Origin of the sequence: Shewanella sp. BJSY2023SW007, assembly GCF_047314525.1 — a bacterium.
GTDB lineage: Bacteria > Pseudomonadota > Gammaproteobacteria > Enterobacterales > Shewanellaceae > Shewanella > Shewanella chilikensis.
In genome coordinates this window covers 1-17,774 of sequence record NZ_JBKORL010000047.1, presented here as the reverse complement: position 1 = coordinate 17,774, position 17,774 = coordinate 1, and the positions used below count along the sequence as shown (strand labels likewise).

General features: G+C 53.0%; 16 protein-coding genes and 1 riboswitch. Of the genes, 7 read left to right on the top strand and 9 right to left on the bottom strand.

All coding sequences use genetic code 11. The features are described 5' to 3' along the window. Nucleotides 1–175: 175 nt before the first annotated feature. Nucleotides 176–2,032, top strand: a complete 1,857-nt coding sequence (locus ACMHXE_RS07945) for a tetratricopeptide repeat-containing diguanylate cyclase (RefSeq protein ID WP_146226021.1) — start codon at nucleotides 176–178, stop codon at nucleotides 2,030–2,032. 22 nt (nucleotides 2,033–2,054) lie between these two features. On the opposite strand, the gene ACMHXE_RS07940 is transcribed toward ACMHXE_RS07945, so the two are convergent. Further along, complete coding sequence (locus ACMHXE_RS07940; protein WP_404829461.1) at nucleotides 2,055–2,759, bottom strand: substrate-binding periplasmic protein; 705 nt, start codon at nucleotides 2,757–2,759, stop codon at nucleotides 2,055–2,057. A 274-nt stretch (nucleotides 2,760–3,033) separates the two neighbouring features. Between ACMHXE_RS07940 and queG the strand changes: the two genes are divergently transcribed. Next, on the top strand, nucleotides 3,034–4,179 hold the full coding sequence (gene queG / locus ACMHXE_RS07935; RefSeq protein WP_412500736.1) for a tRNA epoxyqueuosine(34) reductase QueG: 1,146 nt from the start codon (nucleotides 3,034–3,036) through the stop codon (nucleotides 4,177–4,179). 8 nt (nucleotides 4,180–4,187) lie between these two features. Here the strand turns inward: queG and ACMHXE_RS07930 are convergent, their stop codons facing one another. Next, complete coding sequence (locus ACMHXE_RS07930) at nucleotides 4,188–4,391, bottom strand: dodecin (RefSeq protein WP_025009040.1); 204 nt, start codon at nucleotides 4,389–4,391, stop codon at nucleotides 4,188–4,190. Nucleotides 4,392–4,523: 132 nt separating this feature from the next. On the opposite strand from ACMHXE_RS07930, the gene ACMHXE_RS07925 reads away from it, so the two are divergent. Beyond that, nucleotides 4,524–4,850: a hypothetical protein gene (locus ACMHXE_RS07925; protein WP_096140927.1), complete on the top strand. Its 327-nt coding sequence runs from the start codon at nucleotides 4,524–4,526 to the stop codon at nucleotides 4,848–4,850. A 74-nt stretch (nucleotides 4,851–4,924) separates the two neighbouring features. On the opposite strand, the gene metE is transcribed toward ACMHXE_RS07925, so the two are convergent. Beyond that, entirely contained in the window at nucleotides 4,925–7,195 is a 2,271-nt protein-coding gene (gene metE / locus ACMHXE_RS07920; RefSeq protein ID WP_412500898.1) for a 5-methyltetrahydropteroyltriglutamate--homocysteine S-methyltransferase, read from the bottom strand. A 165-nt stretch (nucleotides 7,196–7,360) separates the two neighbouring features. On the opposite strand from metE, the gene ACMHXE_RS07915 reads away from it, so the two are divergent. Continuing rightward, nucleotides 7,361–8,263 (top strand): LysR substrate-binding domain-containing protein, encoded by a 903-nt coding sequence (locus tag ACMHXE_RS07915; RefSeq protein WP_413731910.1) that lies wholly within the window; start codon nucleotides 7,361–7,363, stop codon nucleotides 8,261–8,263. Between the two features lie 49 nt (nucleotides 8,264–8,312). Here ACMHXE_RS07915 and ACMHXE_RS07910 read toward each other — a convergent pair whose 3' ends face one another. From ACMHXE_RS07910 to ACMHXE_RS07890, 5 genes are all read right to left on the bottom strand, one after another. After that, nucleotides 8,313–9,035, bottom strand: coding sequence for an HDOD domain-containing protein (locus tag ACMHXE_RS07910; protein ID WP_101056874.1), 723 nt, complete (start codon nucleotides 9,033–9,035; stop codon nucleotides 8,313–8,315). 144 nt (nucleotides 9,036–9,179) lie between these two features. Continuing rightward, nucleotides 9,180–9,800 (bottom strand): GDSL-type esterase/lipase family protein, encoded by a 621-nt coding sequence (locus tag ACMHXE_RS07905; RefSeq protein WP_413731908.1) that lies wholly within the window; start codon nucleotides 9,798–9,800, stop codon nucleotides 9,180–9,182. A gap of 153 nt (nucleotides 9,801–9,953) precedes the next feature. After that, nucleotides 9,954–11,903 (bottom strand): TonB-dependent receptor, encoded by a 1,950-nt coding sequence (locus tag ACMHXE_RS07900; protein ID WP_412502419.1) that lies wholly within the window; start codon nucleotides 11,901–11,903, stop codon nucleotides 9,954–9,956. A gap of 91 nt (nucleotides 11,904–11,994) precedes the next feature. Further along, nucleotides 11,995–12,188, bottom strand: a riboswitch (cobalamin riboswitch). Between the two features lie 149 nt (nucleotides 12,189–12,337). Beyond that, nucleotides 12,338–12,685, bottom strand: a complete 348-nt coding sequence (locus tag ACMHXE_RS07895) for a DUF805 domain-containing protein (protein WP_039035572.1) — start codon at nucleotides 12,683–12,685, stop codon at nucleotides 12,338–12,340. A 252-nt stretch (nucleotides 12,686–12,937) separates the two neighbouring features. Further along, nucleotides 12,938–14,194 (bottom strand): hypothetical protein, encoded by a 1,257-nt coding sequence (locus ACMHXE_RS07890; RefSeq protein WP_101056871.1) that lies wholly within the window; start codon nucleotides 14,192–14,194, stop codon nucleotides 12,938–12,940. 147 nt (nucleotides 14,195–14,341) lie between these two features. Between ACMHXE_RS07890 and rihA the strand changes: the two genes are divergently transcribed. Beyond that, nucleotides 14,342–15,280: a pyrimidine-specific ribonucleoside hydrolase RihA gene (rihA, locus tag ACMHXE_RS07885; RefSeq protein WP_101056870.1), complete on the top strand. Its 939-nt coding sequence runs from the start codon at nucleotides 14,342–14,344 to the stop codon at nucleotides 15,278–15,280. A gap of 3 nt (nucleotides 15,281–15,283) precedes the next feature. Beyond that, nucleotides 15,284–16,189, top strand: coding sequence for a ribokinase (gene rbsK, locus ACMHXE_RS07880; RefSeq protein ID WP_412502420.1), 906 nt, complete (start codon nucleotides 15,284–15,286; stop codon nucleotides 16,187–16,189). A gap of 67 nt (nucleotides 16,190–16,256) precedes the next feature. Here rbsK and ACMHXE_RS07875 read toward each other — a convergent pair whose 3' ends face one another. Continuing rightward, nucleotides 16,257–16,778: a DUF2059 domain-containing protein gene (locus tag ACMHXE_RS07875; RefSeq protein ID WP_226565350.1), complete on the bottom strand. Its 522-nt coding sequence runs from the start codon at nucleotides 16,776–16,778 to the stop codon at nucleotides 16,257–16,259. A 208-nt stretch (nucleotides 16,779–16,986) separates the two neighbouring features. Here ACMHXE_RS07875 and azu point away from each other — a divergent pair, with 208 nt between their 5' ends. Then, nucleotides 16,987–17,454 carry an azurin gene (gene azu / locus ACMHXE_RS07870; protein WP_101056868.1) on the top strand — a complete coding sequence of 156 codons (468 nt, stop codon included), beginning with the start codon at nucleotides 16,987–16,989 and terminating at the stop codon, nucleotides 17,452–17,454. Nucleotides 17,455–17,774: the final 320 nt, after the last annotated feature.

The following is a 17,774-nucleotide window of genomic DNA, read 5'->3' as shown; positions in this document are numbered from 1 at the left end:
AAAGTCAGCCAAAGAACGGGGCCAACCGCGCTCAAAACCGGGAAACAGGCATAGGATGAAACCCGGCTTGCTAAGCAAATTTAACGATTTATTGCTGGTCAGCCTATGCCCTGGTGCGTATGCTTAGTAACATAATGTAAACATATCTCTATCGGTAAGCGTGAAGTCATACTTTTTGAAATCAGCCTTCGCTCTGCTACTTTTGTCCGGCATGGTTCCGCTCGCTCTGGCATTGGATAACCCCGAGGCAGATAAGTTATTCAAACTGCTTGAAAATGGGCAGGTCAATAATGTTGCCAAGGTGGAGCAAACTCTGGAGCAAATAGCCCAATTGTTGGCCGATAAAGATCTGGATCGCCAAGTAAGGCTCAGGCGCGCCCGCTGTTGGAGCTATGACACCAATAATAATGCCAAGGTTGATGCGGCAATAGATTACGCCAATACCCAAGTACAGATGGCTGAAAATCAAGCTTATCCGGAAGCCCTGACCGACTTTCGCCTATGCCATGGTTGGTACTCTCAACTCAAAGGCAATATGGAGCAGGCCAAAGCCGACTATGACCAAGCCTTACAACAAGCCTACCAACTCGAAGACCGTCGGTTAATCGCGGATGCCCGCAGTATGCGTGGCGCCATGTATTCTTTTCAGGGCAATTTTGCACTGGCATTGGAAGATCTTCTCACCGCCCAACAGCTCTATGAACAACTCAAACTGGATTATTGGAGCCGCTACAACTTGGTTGATCTTGCTACCAGCTTCCGTCGTTTCGGCGATCCGCAGAGCGCACTCAACTATTACCGCCAATTGGAACAGGCTTATCGCCAAGGTGGCCATGAAGAGCAGGCCTATATTGTCAATGGTGAGATGGCCATAGCGCTCGAGGAATTGGGGGACTTTGAAGCGGCTGTGACCAAATTCCAGCAGTCTTACAACTATCTCAAACGACAAGGAATGACTATCGAAGCTGCAGGAGTTTCGGTCAATATGGCAGGTTCACTGTTGAAACTCGACAGAATAGAAGATGCCAAACAGGCGCTGGAGCGTGCCAAACCATTTGTGACCGAGCAACAGGGTGGCTTCTACAGTTTTATGCAACTCTACAGCGCCGATGTGTTGCTGCGCCAAGGTCAGGCGGAACAAGCTATGGTCCCCTTGGCCAAGGCAGAACAAAGTTTTCGGGATATCAGTAATGACAGGGGATTGGCCGAACTCTACCTGCTCAAAAGCGAAATATTTGCCGCACAGGGGCTTTGGCAAGAATCAACAAACGTGCTCAAATCATATATCTCCCTGCATTCTGAACTGGATAATAAGCTTCAGTCATACCGCACCACAGAGATGCGTACCCGCTTCAATGCCGACCGCATGGCAAAAGAAAATCAACGTCTGCTGGAAAGCGAGCGCCTCAAAGAACAGGAGGTGCAGATACTTCAGCAAAACCGCCTGTTGCAGCTGGCGGTGCTGATCCTTGCCAGCATCATTATTTTCATTATGGCGATTCTGGCCTATAAACAAACCGGAAAGTCACGTCAATTTCAGAAGATAGCCCAAACGGATCATCTCACTCAGTTGGCCAACCGACGCTATACCTATCAGAGGGGAGAAGCGTTATTCAATCAGGCCAAACATTCAGGCATACCTATGTCTGTTATTCTGTTTGACGCCGATAACTTCAAGGATATCAACGACCAGTTTGGTCATGATGGCGGAGATAAGGTACTGCAGCACCTGGCGAGCGTAAGCCAAACGCTTATTCGTGAGCAAGATCTACTGGGGCGGATCGGTGGTGAAGAGTTTCTGCTGCTGTTGCCGGAAACCAGTCGAGAAGAATGCCTGAAAATTGCTGAGCGTTTACGTCAAACCTTGGCAGAATCAAGCCCAGAGGCGCTTGCCGGCGAGTCCAGAGTCACTATCAGTGCCGGGGTGGCGACTCTCAATACCGAGTTACAGTTTTCAGAGCTGCTTAAACAGGCTGATAACGCTCTATACCGCGCCAAAAATAAGGGGCGTAATAGGGTAGAAAGCGCCTGAACCGCCCTCACCAATCAGTAATTCAGTGGCTATGCCATAACACTTCAGCCTCAGGCAGTGAGGGCTTTGCTCCAAACCATTCAAAATACAGTGCATCAAATTCGCCACTTAGCTGTAATGCCACCAGCGCCTTGTGCCAGGCTTTAACTCGCGCAGGATCTGTGCCACTGGAGAACGCCAGATACAACCGCAAGTGTGCCAATTCCAGCACAGGCCGCACTGCAGTCAACGGTTGATCCAATTGCCGCAAGACGCCCTTAACCGCGATCTCCGCCTGACACCAATAACGCACCCGCTTATGCAACAACTGTCTGGCCGAATACTGAGGAAAACCTGAGATTAGCAGCCTCTCATCCGCAATATCCCTCAACAATCTTTGCGCCGGAGAGTGACGATAAATAGCAATATTACCCGCCGCAGCCGCCTGTGACAGATCTGCCGGAGTGAAATCATCATCCATGCGGGCATAGAGCTGGATACGGGTTTCGGCAATCGGTCCAACAAAATCAAATTGCTGCCGTCGCTGTTCATCAATAGAAGTGGCAAATAACAGGATATTGGCATGATGAGTTGCCATATTAATGGCGCGGGCCCAAGGCAAGATCTCTATGACTGGCTCGTCATCGGCGGCGGTGACTTTGTAATTCAACGCCTTAACCAGGGCAACGGCATAACCATCAGTTCGTCCTTGGTATTCATAACTCATGGGGGGCCAAGCTTCTGTCAAAAGCCTCAGAGGCGCAAGTCTGGACTCGGGAGGCTCATTCCCGGCCTGGACGAAACCAGCAAGAATGCAGCCACACACAATCAAGCAGGCCCAAAACAGAGGCTTAATTGTCGGCATATGTTTATTCCCCCTCGGTTCCAGCATAGCATCGACAAAAACCAAAATCGCCGTTTGCGGCAACTGTGAGCGATTCAGCTTTACTGATATAATCAGGTTTTTTCCCGGTCAGCCTCTGTTAATGTCTGTTCCTCAACCACCACAATTTGATCCCTGTATGCTTGGTAAGCTTGCCCGCGACATAAAGGCTTGGGGCAAAGAGCTGGGTTTTGCTCAAGTTGGGATCACGGATACAGATCTTCGCCGCGAAGAGCCCAGGCTACAGACCTGGCTCGATAAGGGCTATCACGGTGAAATGGGCTATATGGCCAGCCACGGCATGATGCGGGCCCGCCCGGCCGAACTGCATCCCGGCACTTTAAGAGTCATCTCGGTACGGATGGACTATCTGCCGCCCCAAGCCGGATTTGCTCTCAACCTCAAAGACCCTAACCTCGGCTATATCTCCCGCTATGCCGGCGGCCGTGACTATCACAAGCTGATGCGTAATCGCTTGAAAAAGCTGGGCGAACGTATAGATGAAGCGCTCAAAGCCCTGCAACTTGAAGGCTGTGGCTTTCGGCCCTTCGTCGACTCGGCGCCCATTCTGGAACGGCCTCTGGCAGAAAAGGCCGGGATCGGTTGGACAGGTAAACACTCATTGATCCTCAACCATGAAGCCGGCAGTTGGTTTTTCCTCGGCGAACTGCTGGTGAACCTGCCGCTGCCCGTGGATGTCGCCATAGCCGAAGGCTGCAATACCTGCGTCGCCTGCATTACAAGTTGCCCAACTGGCGCTATAGTCGAGCCCTATGTAGTCGATGGACGTCGCTGCATCTCTTACCTCACCATAGAACTGGCCGGCAGCATCCCACTGGAGTTTCGGCCACTGCTAGGCAATCGCATCTACGGCTGCGATGACTGCCAGCTGGTATGCCCCTTCAACCGTGCCGCCCCCTTGACCGCAGAGACAGACTTTCATTTAAGGCCACAACTGAAACAGCCCAAGCTGCTGGAGCTGTTTGCCTGGAGTGAGGTCGAGTTTTTGAAGAATACCGAAGGCAGCGCCATCCGCCGCATAGGCCATCAACGCTGGCTGCGCAATATTGCGGTGGCACTGGGCAATGCGCCCGGCAGTGAAACCATAGTTGCCGCCTTGCAGGAGCGACTGACAGATGCCTCTGAACTGATCGCAGAACACATAACGTGGGCACTGGCGCAGCAGGCAGAAAAACTCAGCGGCAAGAACACAGCGCCCATTCCCGTCCGTAAGACGGATCGCCTGATCCGGATAGTGGAAAAGGGTTTGCCAAGAGACGCCTGAATTCAAGCCTAATCCAGGGTAAAACCCACCTTGATGGTGACCTGCCAATGAGCGATAACACCGGCTTCCAGGTGGCCACGGGTATCTATCACTTCAAACCAGCGCAGATTGTGCAGCGACTGACTGGCCGCAGCGATGGCATTCTTGACCGCTTCGTCCGAGCTGATGGGGGATGAACCTGTCAGTTCTATTATCTTGTATACATGGCTCATGGGGCTTCTCCTGATAGTTATCTGAGTCCGGTTGGTGACCTGAGTATAGACAGAAATGGTCAATGGCATATTTCCCTTGGTTTCTGTATATTTCTCAGTTGGATAACCATCAGAAAAAATCAAGGGATTGCCATGCAATTAAAACATTCAGGTCCAGGGATAGCCTCATTTGTCACCAGCATATTGAGTGGAATAGCCCTGTTTATTACTTTTATTGTTGCCGGAACCCTGGAAACAACAACACCGGGCGGCATGGATGAAAACTCCATGGAAGCGGTTCTTGTGGGGTTAATGATCATCTTTATGATGTTGGTCTGTCTGGTGTCTTTGGGGTTGGGTATTGGTGGCCTGGTACAAAAAGAGCGCCAGAAAATCTTCGCCATTCTGGGCACAATCTTTTCAAGCTTGATCATCCTGGGCACTGTGGGCCTGATGATACTGGGAATAAGCATGAGTTGAATCTTTACCGCGTTGAAGTCAATCAACATCAGGGGCGCATTGCGCCCCTGACTATTATTAACCACAGAGTTTTATCACCCGAGTCGACGTCGCAACTCCCTGGTGGCATCAACCATGTTCTTCAAAGCCGGTTCGACTTCTTCCCAGTTACGGGTCTTCAAGCCGCAATCCGGGTTGACCCAGAGCTGACGCAGAGGAATTTTCTGCGCCGCCTTTTCAATCAGGCTTACCATGGCCTCCACTGTTGGAATATTGGGGGAGTGAATATCATAAACCCCAGGGCCGATTTCATTGGGATAGTCAAAGTCTTCGAAGGCATTCAACAACTCCATCCGTGAGCGCGATGTTTCTATGGTGATCACATCGGCATCCATGGCGGCAATTGCCGCAATAGTGTCGTTGAATTCGCTGTAGCACATATGGGTGTGAATTTGGGTCTCGTCTCTGACACCGGCGGCGCTGAGCTTGAAAGCGGCCACGGCCCAATCGAGATAATGGGCCCAATCGCTGCGTTTAAGCGGCAAGCCTTCCCTAAAAGCCGGTTCATCAATCTGGATAATGCCTATGCCCGCCTGCTCCAATGCCACCACTTCATCGCGTATCGCCAGGGCCAACTGAGTCGCTATCTGTTCGCGGCTGATATCCTCGCGGGCAAAGGACCAATGCAATATAGTCACGGGACCGGTCAGCATGCCTTTCACCGGCTTGTCGGTAAGACTCTGGGCATATTCGGCCCAGTCAACTGTCATCGCCTTGGGACGGGTCACATCGGCGTAGATCAGCGGCGGCTTGACGCAGCGGGAACCATAGCTCTGCACCCAGCCATGTTTGGTAAAACCAACGCCATCGAGCTGTTCACCAAAGTATTCCACCATGTCGTTGCGCTCGGCTTCACCGTGTACCAGCACATCTATTCCCAGCTTGAGCTGACGTTCTATGGTATCTCGGGTCACCTGTTGCAGTTGCTCTGTGTACACAGCATCGTCCAACTCACCCTTGCGCCAGCGGCTGCGAAGGTTACGAATGGCTGCCGTTTGCGGGAATGAACCTATGGTAGTCGTCGGCAACAAAGGCAACTTGAACCTGGCCTGCTGGGCTTGTCTGCGCACCTCAAACTCATGGTTTCGGTCGTAATCGGCCGCGCTCAGCGCATCGATTCTGGCACTGAGCTGCTGATTGCGCCCCTGCGCCCTGGCCGCGCGCCGACTTCGGCAACGGGCGACCACAGCTTTGGCGCTTTCCGTCTCAGGCGCCGCCAAAAGCGCCTTGAGCTCCTGCAACTCGGTGAGTTTTTGCCTGGCGAATGCCAGCAGACTTTTAAGCTCGGGCGCCAGCACGGTCTCCACCTCGAGATCCACCGGGGTATGCAACAGGGAGCAGGAAGTGGCGAGCCAGAGCCTGTCTCCCAAATCACGCGCCAGTGGCGCCAACTGCTCGGCCACAAGATCCAGATCGGCGGCCCAGACGTTACGGCCGTTAATCACCCCAACCGATAACACCTGTTCGGGCGCCAATGCCCCGACAAAGGCCTGCAACTGCTCGGGCGCGGTGACCAGATCCAGGTGAATACCCGCCACCGGCAGTGCCGACAACAGACTTTGATGATGGGCTACAGTGCCGTAATAGGTTGCCAGCAACAGCCTGAGCGGCGCCGACTCGAGCACGCCGTAGGCCTGATGGAAGGCCTGCTGCCAGCTGTCATCCAGCTCAAGTGCCAGCGCAGGTTCATCCAATTGCACCCATTCAACGCCCTGGGCGGCAAATCGGGCCAGAATGGCTTGATAGCATTGCAGCAGCGCCGGCAGCAATGTCAAACGGTCAAACTCTGCGCCCACTGTCTTGGACAGATACAGGAAAGTGACCGGCCCCAGCAGTACCGGCTTGGCAGTGTGGCCCAACGCCTGAGCCTCGGTCACCTCTTCAAACAACTGCTCCCAGGCAATATCGAAGCGCTGATCTTCGCTGAGCTCAGGCACCAGATAATGGTAGTTGGTGTTGAAGTACTTGGTCATTTCAGACGCCGGCGCATGCTTACCGCTGGGTGCTCGGCCACGGGCAACCCGGAACAGGGTATCGAGATTGACAGCGCCGCCGTCACTGTGACGCTCGGGGATTACCCCCAGAGTCGCACTCAGGGTCAGCACCTGATCATAGTAAGCAAAATCGCCGACCGGTAACAGCTCTACCCCGGCATCAGCCTGCCACTGCCAATGGATGCGCCTAAGCTCCTTGGCAACACTCTGTAGTTCGGCTTGGCTGGACTCACCACGCCAATACTTCTCCAAAGCAAACTTGAGTTCACGTCGACGCCCGATACGGGGAAAACCAAGACTGTTTAATCGCATAATGTATACCATCCTCTGTAAATTGTGCTGCAAGTGACTGGCGACGCCGTAATACAACAAATCAAACTGGGCGTCTGGACGTCTAGAAGTTTATTGTGTTAGTCTCAGCACAGGCAACCGAATTGAATTCAAGGGCAACATGAGCGGCATTCATGTGGAGAGGAAATGATAGAACTGAGACACCTTCGTACTCTGATAGCACTGAAAGAAAGTGGCAGCCTGGCCGGCGCGGCGAAGAAACGCTTTGTCACTCAGTCGGCACTGTCGCACCAGATTAAAGAGTTGGAGACCCGGATTAACTCCCAGGTATTTGTCCGCAAAAGCAAACCTCTAACCTTCACGCTTGAGGGCAGTCGCCTGCTGAGCCTGGCAGAAGAGATACTGCCTCGGGTACAGGAAACCGAATTTGTGCTCAAACGCGGTCTATCTGGAAGCAGCGGCCCATTAAAGGTAGGTATTGAATGCCACAGTTGTTTTCGCTGGCTGATGCCTGTAATGGAAGCCTTTCATCAGTCTTATCCTGATGCCAACCTGGATCTCTCAAGCCGCCACCTGTTCGACTCACTCAATGCGCTGGAAACCGGTGAGCTGGATATAGTGCTAACCTCAGATCCTGTGCCCGGCCATGCCCTTGCCTACCAGCATCTATTTGATTTTGAAGTGAGACTGGTGATGGCCAAAGATCATCCTTTAGCCGGCAACAGCTATATTTTGCCGCAACAACTGGCAGGGGAAGCTATCATCAGTTATCCGGTGCCGCTGGAAAGGCTGGATATTTTCCATCACTTCCTCGAGCCGGCCGGGGTGGTGCCCGGCCCACAAAAACGCTGCGATCTTACCAATGTATTGCTGCAACGCATCGCCTGTAAGGAAGGAGTAGCCGCTTTACCCAGTTGGTCACTGACCGAGGCCCAGGGCTTAAGCCTGACCTCTGTAAAACTGGGGCAGGAAGGCCTGAAACGGCCACTGTTCGGAGCCTACCGCCGCGACAGCAGCAATAGAGTGCAATTGCAAAGGCTGCTGGAATTAATAGCCAAAGAGGGATTACAGCGCCAGGACAGGCACTGACTGAGCGGCAGCCACAGTCACTGATAGTCGGCGACAGTCACAAAAAGATTTAGAGTGGATTTAGCAGCAAGCCGCGCTGCGACAATACCCTTCTCAGTACCAGTCCGGGTGAATGGGGATCCCGGGTCTGTCTCAAGTTATGGGCGACCATAAACTCATTTTGCAGCTCATCATCCAACCCCAGAGATTCAAAGGCTTCCACCGTCAGTGTTTGCTGCTGAGTATCTATTAATGTCTTGATAATGCCCAGCGGAAAGCACTGCTCGGCTTCGGCGTTGAGATAGGCAAACGCCGTCAGGGCGATGATCTGACCGAATACGCTGAATAGTGCCAGAGTCTGCACTTCGTCCGCGTCTATCTGTACCCCTTGCATCTGATGCAAACTATCCACAGATTCGATCGCCACTGACTCGGTCAAACGCCAATAGCCTTGTACCAGCTTGCGATATGGCTGCGGCAATTCATCGAGCCGCTCCTTAAGATAGAAACTAAAGGCATAACGGTAGATATTGACCTGTCCAAGGCGCACCAAGGCATCCTTGAGGCTGCGGTTTGGCTGAACGGAAGGTGAGAGCGCGTTATTACTGCGCCACAGCAGATGGGCTGCCAGCGCGGGATCGGTCGCGACAATATCAATCACATTGCGGATATCGCCATCAGCAATAATGGCCTTCTTAAGCGGGATCAGGATGCCGCGGCGACCTATCACCTGCTCTTCGTTGGCTATGATGGCACGCACTTGAGTAAAAACCTGCTGCTCAAGATCTGTCATGTGATTCTTTAAACCTGCTGTTATTTATTATGAAGGCACTATTGCCATTTATTATGGCAGAGAATTTACCCACAAAATGCCCACCAGGGTCAAGTTCAATCGATAATTAGCCCAGTTTTTGCCAAATAGAATCAAAAAGTAGCATCAAAAAGCGCCCGCCTCCTGCAGCTTGGAGAAGATGACTTGCGCCAAACGCGCATAGCCCTGTTGATTGAGATGCACAGTATCAGACTTGAGCTCGTTTGAACGCAAAAGCTCAGACAGAGTCTCCTCCAACAAGATGGCGCCGTGCTTGTCGGCCAGTTCGGCATACAAAGGCAGGGGCGACAGCAATAGATTCTTTTGCGGCACAGCCAGCAGCACTACCGGAATTTGCCGGGCCTTGGCCTCAAATAACATGGCCTCAATGTTTTGCGCCAATTGCGCCTGGTTGCGGCCGCGGAGAATATCATTACCGCCTTCGAGCAAAATAAGCAGATCCGGCTTGGTTTCATCCAGCAGCGCCGGCAAACGCTCAAGCCCGGCAGCCGATTGCTCACCGGAAATCCCGGCGTTGATCACCTCACAGCGGCACAACTCAGCCAGATGACTGGGATAATCCTGCCCGGCCTTGGCTCCCACGCCTTGGGTCAGGCTGTCACCAAAGGCCAGCAGTTTGCCATTGCTGCCGATATAAGCCAACTTGGGCTCGGAACAAGCCAGCAAAAACAGCGACAACAGAGCTATGACCACGCCCCTCAAACCATATCTGAAATCAAGGTTCATATTTCGGCTCTTGCCTCCTTATCAGTGGGAGCTTTCCTGCTGAAAAAAGCCCAAGCCCTCAACTAAAACAGATCGAGATACGGGCAGCAAAAAGCCGGGGGAACCCGGCTTTCTATGAAAAGCGCCACAAGGACTTATCCGCACCTTCCTGAATCAGAAGCGATAGCTGACGCTGAACCTCAGCGCGCGGCCGCTGCCCGAGTAATAACCATCGCCCCAGGTACTGAAATAACCCGAGCTGGCGTATTGCTTGTCAAACAGGTTATCGGCCCTCAGGCTGGCAAGCCAGGCATCACGGCTGTAGTTGAGGGCGATATTCCCCAGCCAGTAGCTGTCCAGTTTATCGTGCTGGTTGCCATTGTCACCTTCCATATATCTGTCGCCCAGATACTGGCCCTCGACAAACAGCTGCCAATGCTGGCCAAAGTCCACACTGGTGTAGACACGCCCGGAATGCTCGGCCACCCAGGAGAGAGATTTGCCTTTGTTGGCGCCTTCAGTAAATTCGGCATCGATATAGTTGTACTCAAGTCCCAACTGCAGCATCTCATTGAGCTGCCAGTCCCAGTCGAGGCTGGCGCCATAACGGCGGGAGGCATCGGCATTGACGTTGGCACCGGGGAAAGCGCCGCCGATAGGCATATCGGCACTGGGATCAAAAACAATTTCATCTTCCAGCGACAGTCGGTACAGGTTCAGACGCAGGCTCTGGTTGCTCAAGGTCCAATCCCAGCCGGCTTCAATGGAACGGCCGGTCTGCGGCTTGAGGCCGACGACTGTTGGCGGCGTATAAGCCTGCTCATCGACCTTGGCGAAACGGAAGCTCTCATCACCGCGAAGATAAAATCTGTGGCCTTCCAAGGGCCGATAGTTGAGTCCCAACTCAAGCGCATGAGCATCTTCATCCAGATCTATGCCATTGGGGTAAACCTTACCATCCTTAAGTTCATCCTTGACCTTGGCATAGCGTCCGCCCACCACATAGCTCAGGCTGTTGGTCAGCGGCACATTGGCCTGTAGATAGGTGCTGGTCATGGTTTGGGTATTGCTGCGCTGCATATAACTGAGATCGAACTCGGTTTCACCCCGTTGAATATCGGCGCCTATGACTATGCTCAGTTCACCATTGCGGGTTTGATAACGCCCCAGCGCCTTGGGATTGAATTCCAACAGCGAGCGCTCGTTCCGACCTGGGCTACCATAACTGACGCTGGACACTAGAGTGTCACTGTAGTTAAGGTCCGCAACCAGAGCCCAGTTGGCATGCACCTGGCGCTGAATATGACCACGCCAGGCGGAAGTCATCTCATGGTTGTAATCACCCGGCGTCGATGTCGCCTGGCGAGAGTCGGCTTCAAACTGAGCTTGGGTCAGTGATCCTGGAGTCTGGCGCTTGTTATCGTAGTAACTGCCTTCGACAAAGAAGTTGGTCGACTCTGAATCATATTGCAGACGCCCCAGTACCGAACCGGTTTCGTTGGCATTATTTTTACGGTAGTTGTCGCTCTCGTTGTAAGCAGCTGTCAAATAGTAACGCCAGTTGTCATTGATGGCGCCGGACAGATCGCCACGGCCTTCGTAGGTGTCAAAACTGCCACCTGAGAGGGTCAAGTTGCCACCGCTGGCACTGGGCGCCTTGGTGATAATATTGATCACCCCACCGACAGCCTGATCACCATAGAGCACCCCGGCGCTGCCGGAAAGGATCTCTACCCTTTCAATCTGATTGACTGCAATGGCACTCAGGCTCGGGGCGGCAATATCGATATTATTGAGTCGGCGCCCATCTATCAGTATCAGGGTGTTATTCACCGCTTGGCTGGCAGAAAAGCCGCGCATCGCCAGCACAGGCCCTGAGTTATTGTCAGATATTTGAATGCCACTGCGGCCACGCAGCAACTCGCTCAGATTGCTGGCACCACTTTGCTGAATATCAGCGGCATCTATGACCACCACATTGGCAGCAATATTAAGCGGCGTATCATCCTGACGGCCAATGACTACCAGCTGTTCATCCACGGCCTGGGACGTCACGCTCGCCATGACGGGAACTGAGGTAAATGCACCGCAAAGCAGCGCGAGGTGATTTAGTTTGAAACCCATTTTCCTTTGACTCCTGAAAGGGAAACGGGGCAAGAGTGCCACGGCAGGGAGAACCCCTTGGCTGCCGCATTTCGAGATCTGCCCACCGAAATCATCGAAATACCTCCAGGGCCGGTCTCCGGACTTTGGCTATGCGGTTGACCGCGCGAGACCCGACTTTTATGACGCCACTTGGGCGCGCCTGTCTCTCACCATTTACCGTTGCGGGGGCAGTGCCGGATTCTCACCGGCTTCCCGATTATCCCCGGTCTTCAATTCCGGGGCACCACGAAAGGTTGACTAAAATACTGTGCTGTCATTCTCGGCTCTGGCCGAGAGCGGGCATTATAGACGTCTATATGGATAAATGTCTAATTTTGACGCCGACTGACCGCTGCAGATTTACCCTAAAAAACAAAAAGGGAGCAGATGCTCCCTTTCCATTATCTTAGCTGTTAACCCAGCTCTTTGGGGTTACTGCCAAAGCGGTTGTCACCTACTTCGCTGTCCTGGCAGTAGAAAACCAGCAGCACGATCCAACCTATAACAGGGATTAGTCCCAACAGCTGCCACCAACCACTGCGGTCAGTGTCATGCAGACGACGTGCCGCAATAGCAATAGAGGGCAATAGCAGACCCAAAGAATAAATCAGCCCCAGCACTGTGGTACCCAGTGCATAGTCGATAGCACTGACAACCATACTGAAAATGATATAGAACAGAACAAACATCCAGTATTCTGTCCGACGAGCTCGACCGGTAAAGTCGGCGTATTTTTTGATGGCTCCGATGAAATGTTCCATGTTTTCTCCCAATAACAGATCCAAGATCCGAAAACGCCGCACCAATTATTGAATGGCTTAAGGCGACCAAAGTTTCATCAGAGTTTCTGACTCCCTGAAACAGCGAACAATTTTAACATACCTGAATGAACTGCAAAGTGACAGAAAAGAGATTTACCTTCCATTGGCCACAGAATCAGAGATATCTCACCCCATCAGTCGTCATTGTTTTACAGATATCACCAATAGATAGCGTATCGACGCTTTTTCATCTTATCTGCTCAGCGTAAAACCACGGCTGGCGGCCAGAGCCTGGATATCGGCTTCAATTTGATCCAGCTGTGCCTGGCGCTTTCGACCAATTGCTCCTGAGTTAGACTTGGATGCCAGGCTGCCAAGAATATAGCGCCAATGCAGCGCTTGTTTTTTACGCTGTTTACGGCTCAAAGGATTCAGTGGCGGCTGTGCTACGAGTGCCTTGAGCAAGGCGCTCGCAGCGCTGGGCCAAACACCGGGCAGCGATTCCAGGTTATTAAAAAGCCATTCCAGGCAAACCAATCGGCTCACTTCGGTGTGGATAAATCCTTTGTCCCCCAAAGGCATTTGCCGCCCCAATAACAAGGCGTTGAATTGCTTTTGAATTTCAGCACTCCAGGGTTTGCGTTGCAGCTCGGCAAGGTGCTGGGAGAAGACCATCTTCGCCAGCTCATGCTCAGCAAACAGGCTGCGAATGCCATCGAGCAGTGCCAGGGTAAACTCAGGGTAGCGGCGACCGAGCGCCAATTGCAATGAAAGCCCAAGACCAGAAACACCCTCGCCTTTACTTGGCTGCTCCCACTTGAGACAAACGGGAACAAACCAAGCAAGAAAACGCACCTGCCATTCAGGTCTGGCGGCGATATAGCCAAGGGCCTGCCGCCCCAAATAGCTACTGGCCGGGCTGGCCCGGTTGGCTTCAAGTAATGCCAGTAACTCGGCGGGGTTATCGGCCTCCAGTAACTGCTCAACTATTGGCGACAACCGCTCCCGAGCCCGAAGAAAGCGCAAACTCTGGACGGTTTTACCCACAAACTTTCCGCCAATGGCCAGCGGCAATAGCGCGATTAGAATCCCCCACAGCTCGAGCCAGGTATTTTGTTGTTCTCGATAGTACTGGATATCGGTGCGCGCTATGCCAGGTTCCTCCGGCAAATACCAAAGGCTCACAAACTCACCGACACTTTTTGAGTCACAAAGCAGGCCAGGGGGATCCCAGATCTGATGCTCACTGCCGTTCGGCAACTGATAATGCAGCAAGCAATCCCATTCATAACGGCCGATGCCCCAGCGCCCCGGTGGAACGTATTGTTGAGCACGCCGGGCAATATAACCTTGGGTTTCAGCGCCTCTCTCGAGCAGGATATTCACTTCCTGCCAGGATTGGACACTCTCTTTGACAAAATAGAGTCCAAGAGCCGAGAACAGCCCACCGGTCAGCGCAAACAAGCCGATAAAGGCCAGGTCTTTCCAGATTGCCCGTATCTTTCCCACCGGGTCCCCTTTGAATCAATCCTTTAAAGGCGCGGATTGTAGCAGATTTCAACAATCTGTTGAGGAACACTTCACAGTTTGCCATTGGGTTCTGCGCACGCCACAGAGTCATGCTATGCTCGGGCAAATTGCGAAAGGAGTAACAGCATGAAACGCCCTATCATTCTCGACTGCGATCCTGGCCATGATGATGCCATCGCCTTGATCCTGGCCCTGGCCAACCCTGAGCTGGATCTGCTGGCCGTGACCACCAGCGCAGGTAACCAAACCCAGGAAAAAACACTCAACAATGCCATGCGAGTACTTACTCTACTGGGCAGAACCGATATACCTGTAGCCAGCGGCGCCCCCAAGCCTTTGGCAAGGGAGCTGATCATTGCCGACAATGTTCACGGTGAATCCGGGCTCGATGGCCCTGAACTGCCGGATCCCGCCTTTGAACCTCAGCCAGTGATGGCTTGGGAACTGATGGCCGAAAAAATCCGCCAAAGCAGCCAGCCGGTGACTCTGGTGCCCACGGGCCCCTTGACCAATATCGCGATTTTCCTGAGTGCCTATCCCGAACTCAAATCCCGTATCGAACAGATAGTGCTGATGGGCGGCGCCGCCGGTATCGGCAACTGGACCCCTGCCGCCGAATTCAACATTTTTGTTGACCCGGAAGCGGCCGACATGGTGTTCAAGTCAGGGATCCCTATCGTCATGGCCGGTCTGGACGTGACCCATGAGGCGCAGATCATGGAAGAGGATGTGGCCCGGTTCCGCGCGATTCCCAACAAGGTTGCCAAGTGTGTTGCCGATCTGCTGGAATTCTTTGTTATCTACCACAAGGATCCCAAGTGGGGCTTTGATGGCGCACCACTGCATGACCCCTGCACCATAGCCTGGCTGCTCAAGCCTGAGTTGTTCATCGGCCTGGACTGCCATGTGGCCATCGAAACCCAGAGCGAGCTGACTGTAGGGATGACTGTAGTCGACCGTTACCACCTGACCGGTAAACCCGCCAACGCCAAGGTGCTGATGCATCTGGATCGTGAAGGCTTTGTGGATCTGCTGGTTAATAGCCTCTACGCCTATCAGGATTAAAATATGAGCAGACTAGTGATAATCGGCAGTGCCAACGCCGATCATGTGATGGAATTCAGTCACCTGCCCGAGCCAGGGCAAACACTGATGAGCCGCAGCTACCGGTTGGAACATGGCGGCAAGGGCGCCAATCAAGCGGTCGCCACCGCCAGACTGGCACAGCCTGGCACCCGAGTGGACTTTATCTGCCATCTTGGGGACGACGCCATTGCCGATACCATGATTAAGAGTTGGTTGGACGATGGCATTCACCCACAGGGGGTGAAGAAAATGCCGGCAATGGCGACCGGCAGTGCGATGATTTTCATCGGTGATAGCGGTGAAAACTGTATCGGAGTGGCCGCAGGTGCCAACGCCAGCCTGGAGCCTGAAGATGTCCACTGTCATCAAGACCTGTTCAAAGGCGCCAGCCATCTGTTGGCACAGCTGGAAACGCCGTTGGAATCAGTCAAAGCTGCGCTGCAACTGGCCAAGCAACAGGGCACAGTGACTATCCTAAACCCGGCACCCGCCGGCCCCTTGGCTGACGATATGCTGGCCTTGGTGGATATCATCACTCCCAACGAGACCGAGGCAGAAGCCCTTAGCGGTATCAAGGTAGAAGATGAAGCCGGCGCCGCCAGAGCCGCTGCAGCGCTGCAAGCCAAAGGGGTGGGCACAGTGGTGATCACCCTCGGCAGTCGCGGCGCCTATGTGCGTCATCCCGAGTTTGAGGGCCTGGTGCCTAGTTATCCGGTCAAGGTGATTGATACTGTGGCCGCAGGAGACACTTTCAATGGTGCCCTGATGGTGGCCTTAAGTGAAGGACTGACCATAGAGCAAGCTGTGGATTTTGCCAATAAGGCCGCCTCCATAGCCGTGACCCGCCATGGTGCCCAGCGCGGTATACCCTACCGCCGCGAGCTATAATCAAGCCATTAACACCACAAAAACGGGAGTCATAGACTCCCGTTTTTTATACTGACTGCTAGTCAAATTATTCGCCTGAATGGGCTTCTCTATGAGCCTTGAGCTTATTGGCAAACTCCTGCTGCAGTTGCTCCATTTTGGGCAGCAGCCCCTGGCTCAGCGATTGGGTCATCATCATGGACTCCTGCATCACAGCCGGCATCTTGGCGACCATGGAACGCCCTGTATCACTGGAATAAAACGCCAGCATATCGGCAATTTCCTTGTCACTGTAATGCTTGACATAAATATCTGTCAGTGGCTGCTTCAGTTTGTCCCAGCCCAGTTCCTGTTTGAAGATCTGCGTGCTCTTACGGGCAAACTCTTCAAATAAAGGCTTTTCACTCTCCTTGATATTGAACTCTTGTTGCATGCCCAAAATCATCTGTTCCATCTGGGTGTATGCCGTGTCCATCATGGAGTCCATCTGCATTTCCAGCAGCAGTTGCTCCACCTGGGCCCGACGAGCGCTGTCGTCGGCCAACGCCAAAGGGCTTGTGAGCAATATGCCGCCCAGAACAAGAGATGACCAAAAACCAGGACCTTTCATGAGTGCCTCCGTGGCAAGTATTGATTCGGCTGTCAGTCTATCACAGCCCAAGCAACTGTCAGCTGCTCCTGCCACGGCTGACAGTTAAAATTCTGAGATTAATTCTCATTTAAGCTAGATACCGTTATGATTAACCCAGGCGGGAGCCTGCGGGGCTCTCGTACTGTCGAGAGAAATATCGACCCTAAAACCAGAAAAGGAATTGAAAATGAATAAGTTAACCAAGAGACTCGCGGGTATTACCCTGTTGGGAGCCGGCGCCGTTATCAGCAGTACTGCCAGCGCCGACGAATGCAGCCTGACCATCACAGCCAACGATGCGATGCAATTTGATACCAAAGAACTCAGCGTTCCCGCCAGTTGCAAGACGGTAGAACTGACATTGACTCATTCCGGCACCCTACCTGTGACAGCCATGGGCCACAACTGGGTTCTGAGCAAGAGCGCCGATATGCAGGGCATTGCCACTGATGGTATGGCAGCGGGCGCCGATGCCGCCTATGTTAAAGCCGGTGATGAGCGGGTCATTGCCCATACTCCTCTGGTTGGTGGCGGCGAATCAGTCAGCATCAGCTTCAGCACCGAAGGCATGACACAGGAAGAAAGCTATAACTTCTTCTGCTCCTTCCCCGGCCACTGGGCCGTAATGCAAGGCAGCTTCAGTATCAAAGGCTAAATCTACGCGCTTTGGGCCCTGATAAGGGCCCAAAGAAGCACTTCCCTACCGTAAGACATAAACCTTCTCTAGTCATCATTGGCCAAAGCCCACGGGGTACTGCAATGTTTGCCCGCCAACCTTGAACGCCCGGCCAAAGGGGTATGTGAGCTGTTGAATCGGGCGCGCCTTCAGGCTCTGCAACTCTCAATCCCCCTGCGCTAGCTAAAAAAATCCCCGCAACTTGGCGCAATGTAGATCAGATAAGGATCGGTTGACCGATCCTTCTGATGAGAGACAATCGGAAACCTGTTTGTAGGTTTCCGATTTTTTATGTCTAT

Coding starts and splice junctions, on each gene's coding strand:
- queG (WP_412500736.1), top strand. CDS start 3,034: ATGCTTGGTAAGCTTGCCCGCGACATAAAGGCTTGGGGCAAAGAGCTG.
- ACMHXE_RS07930 (WP_025009040.1), bottom strand. CDS start 4,391: ATGAGCCATGTATACAAGATAATAGAACTGACAGGTTCATCCCCCATC.
- ACMHXE_RS07925 (WP_096140927.1), top strand. CDS start 4,524: ATGCAATTAAAACATTCAGGTCCAGGGATAGCCTCATTTGTCACCAGC.
- metE (WP_412500898.1), bottom strand. CDS start 7,195: ATGCGATTAAACAGTCTTGGTTTTCCCCGTATCGGGCGTCGACGTGAA.
- ACMHXE_RS07915 (WP_413731910.1), top strand. CDS start 7,361: ATGATAGAACTGAGACACCTTCGTACTCTGATAGCACTGAAAGAAAGT.
- ACMHXE_RS07910 (WP_101056874.1), bottom strand. CDS start 9,035: ATGACAGATCTTGAGCAGCAGGTTTTTACTCAAGTGCGTGCCATCATA.
- ACMHXE_RS07905 (WP_413731908.1), bottom strand. CDS start 9,800: ATGAACCTTGATTTCAGATATGGTTTGAGGGGCGTGGTCATAGCTCTG.
- ACMHXE_RS07900 (WP_412502419.1), bottom strand. CDS start 11,903: ATGGGTTTCAAACTAAATCACCTCGCGCTGCTTTGCGGTGCATTTACC.
- ACMHXE_RS07895 (WP_039035572.1), bottom strand. CDS start 12,685: ATGGAACATTTCATCGGAGCCATCAAAAAATACGCCGACTTTACCGGT.
- rihA (WP_101056870.1), top strand. CDS start 14,342: ATGAAACGCCCTATCATTCTCGACTGCGATCCTGGCCATGATGATGCC.
- rbsK (WP_412502420.1), top strand. CDS start 15,284: ATGAGCAGACTAGTGATAATCGGCAGTGCCAACGCCGATCATGTGATG.
- ACMHXE_RS07875 (WP_226565350.1), bottom strand. CDS start 16,778: ATGAAAGGTCCTGGTTTTTGGTCATCTCTTGTTCTGGGCGGCATATTG.
- azu (WP_101056868.1), top strand. CDS start 16,987: ATGAATAAGTTAACCAAGAGACTCGCGGGTATTACCCTGTTGGGAGCC.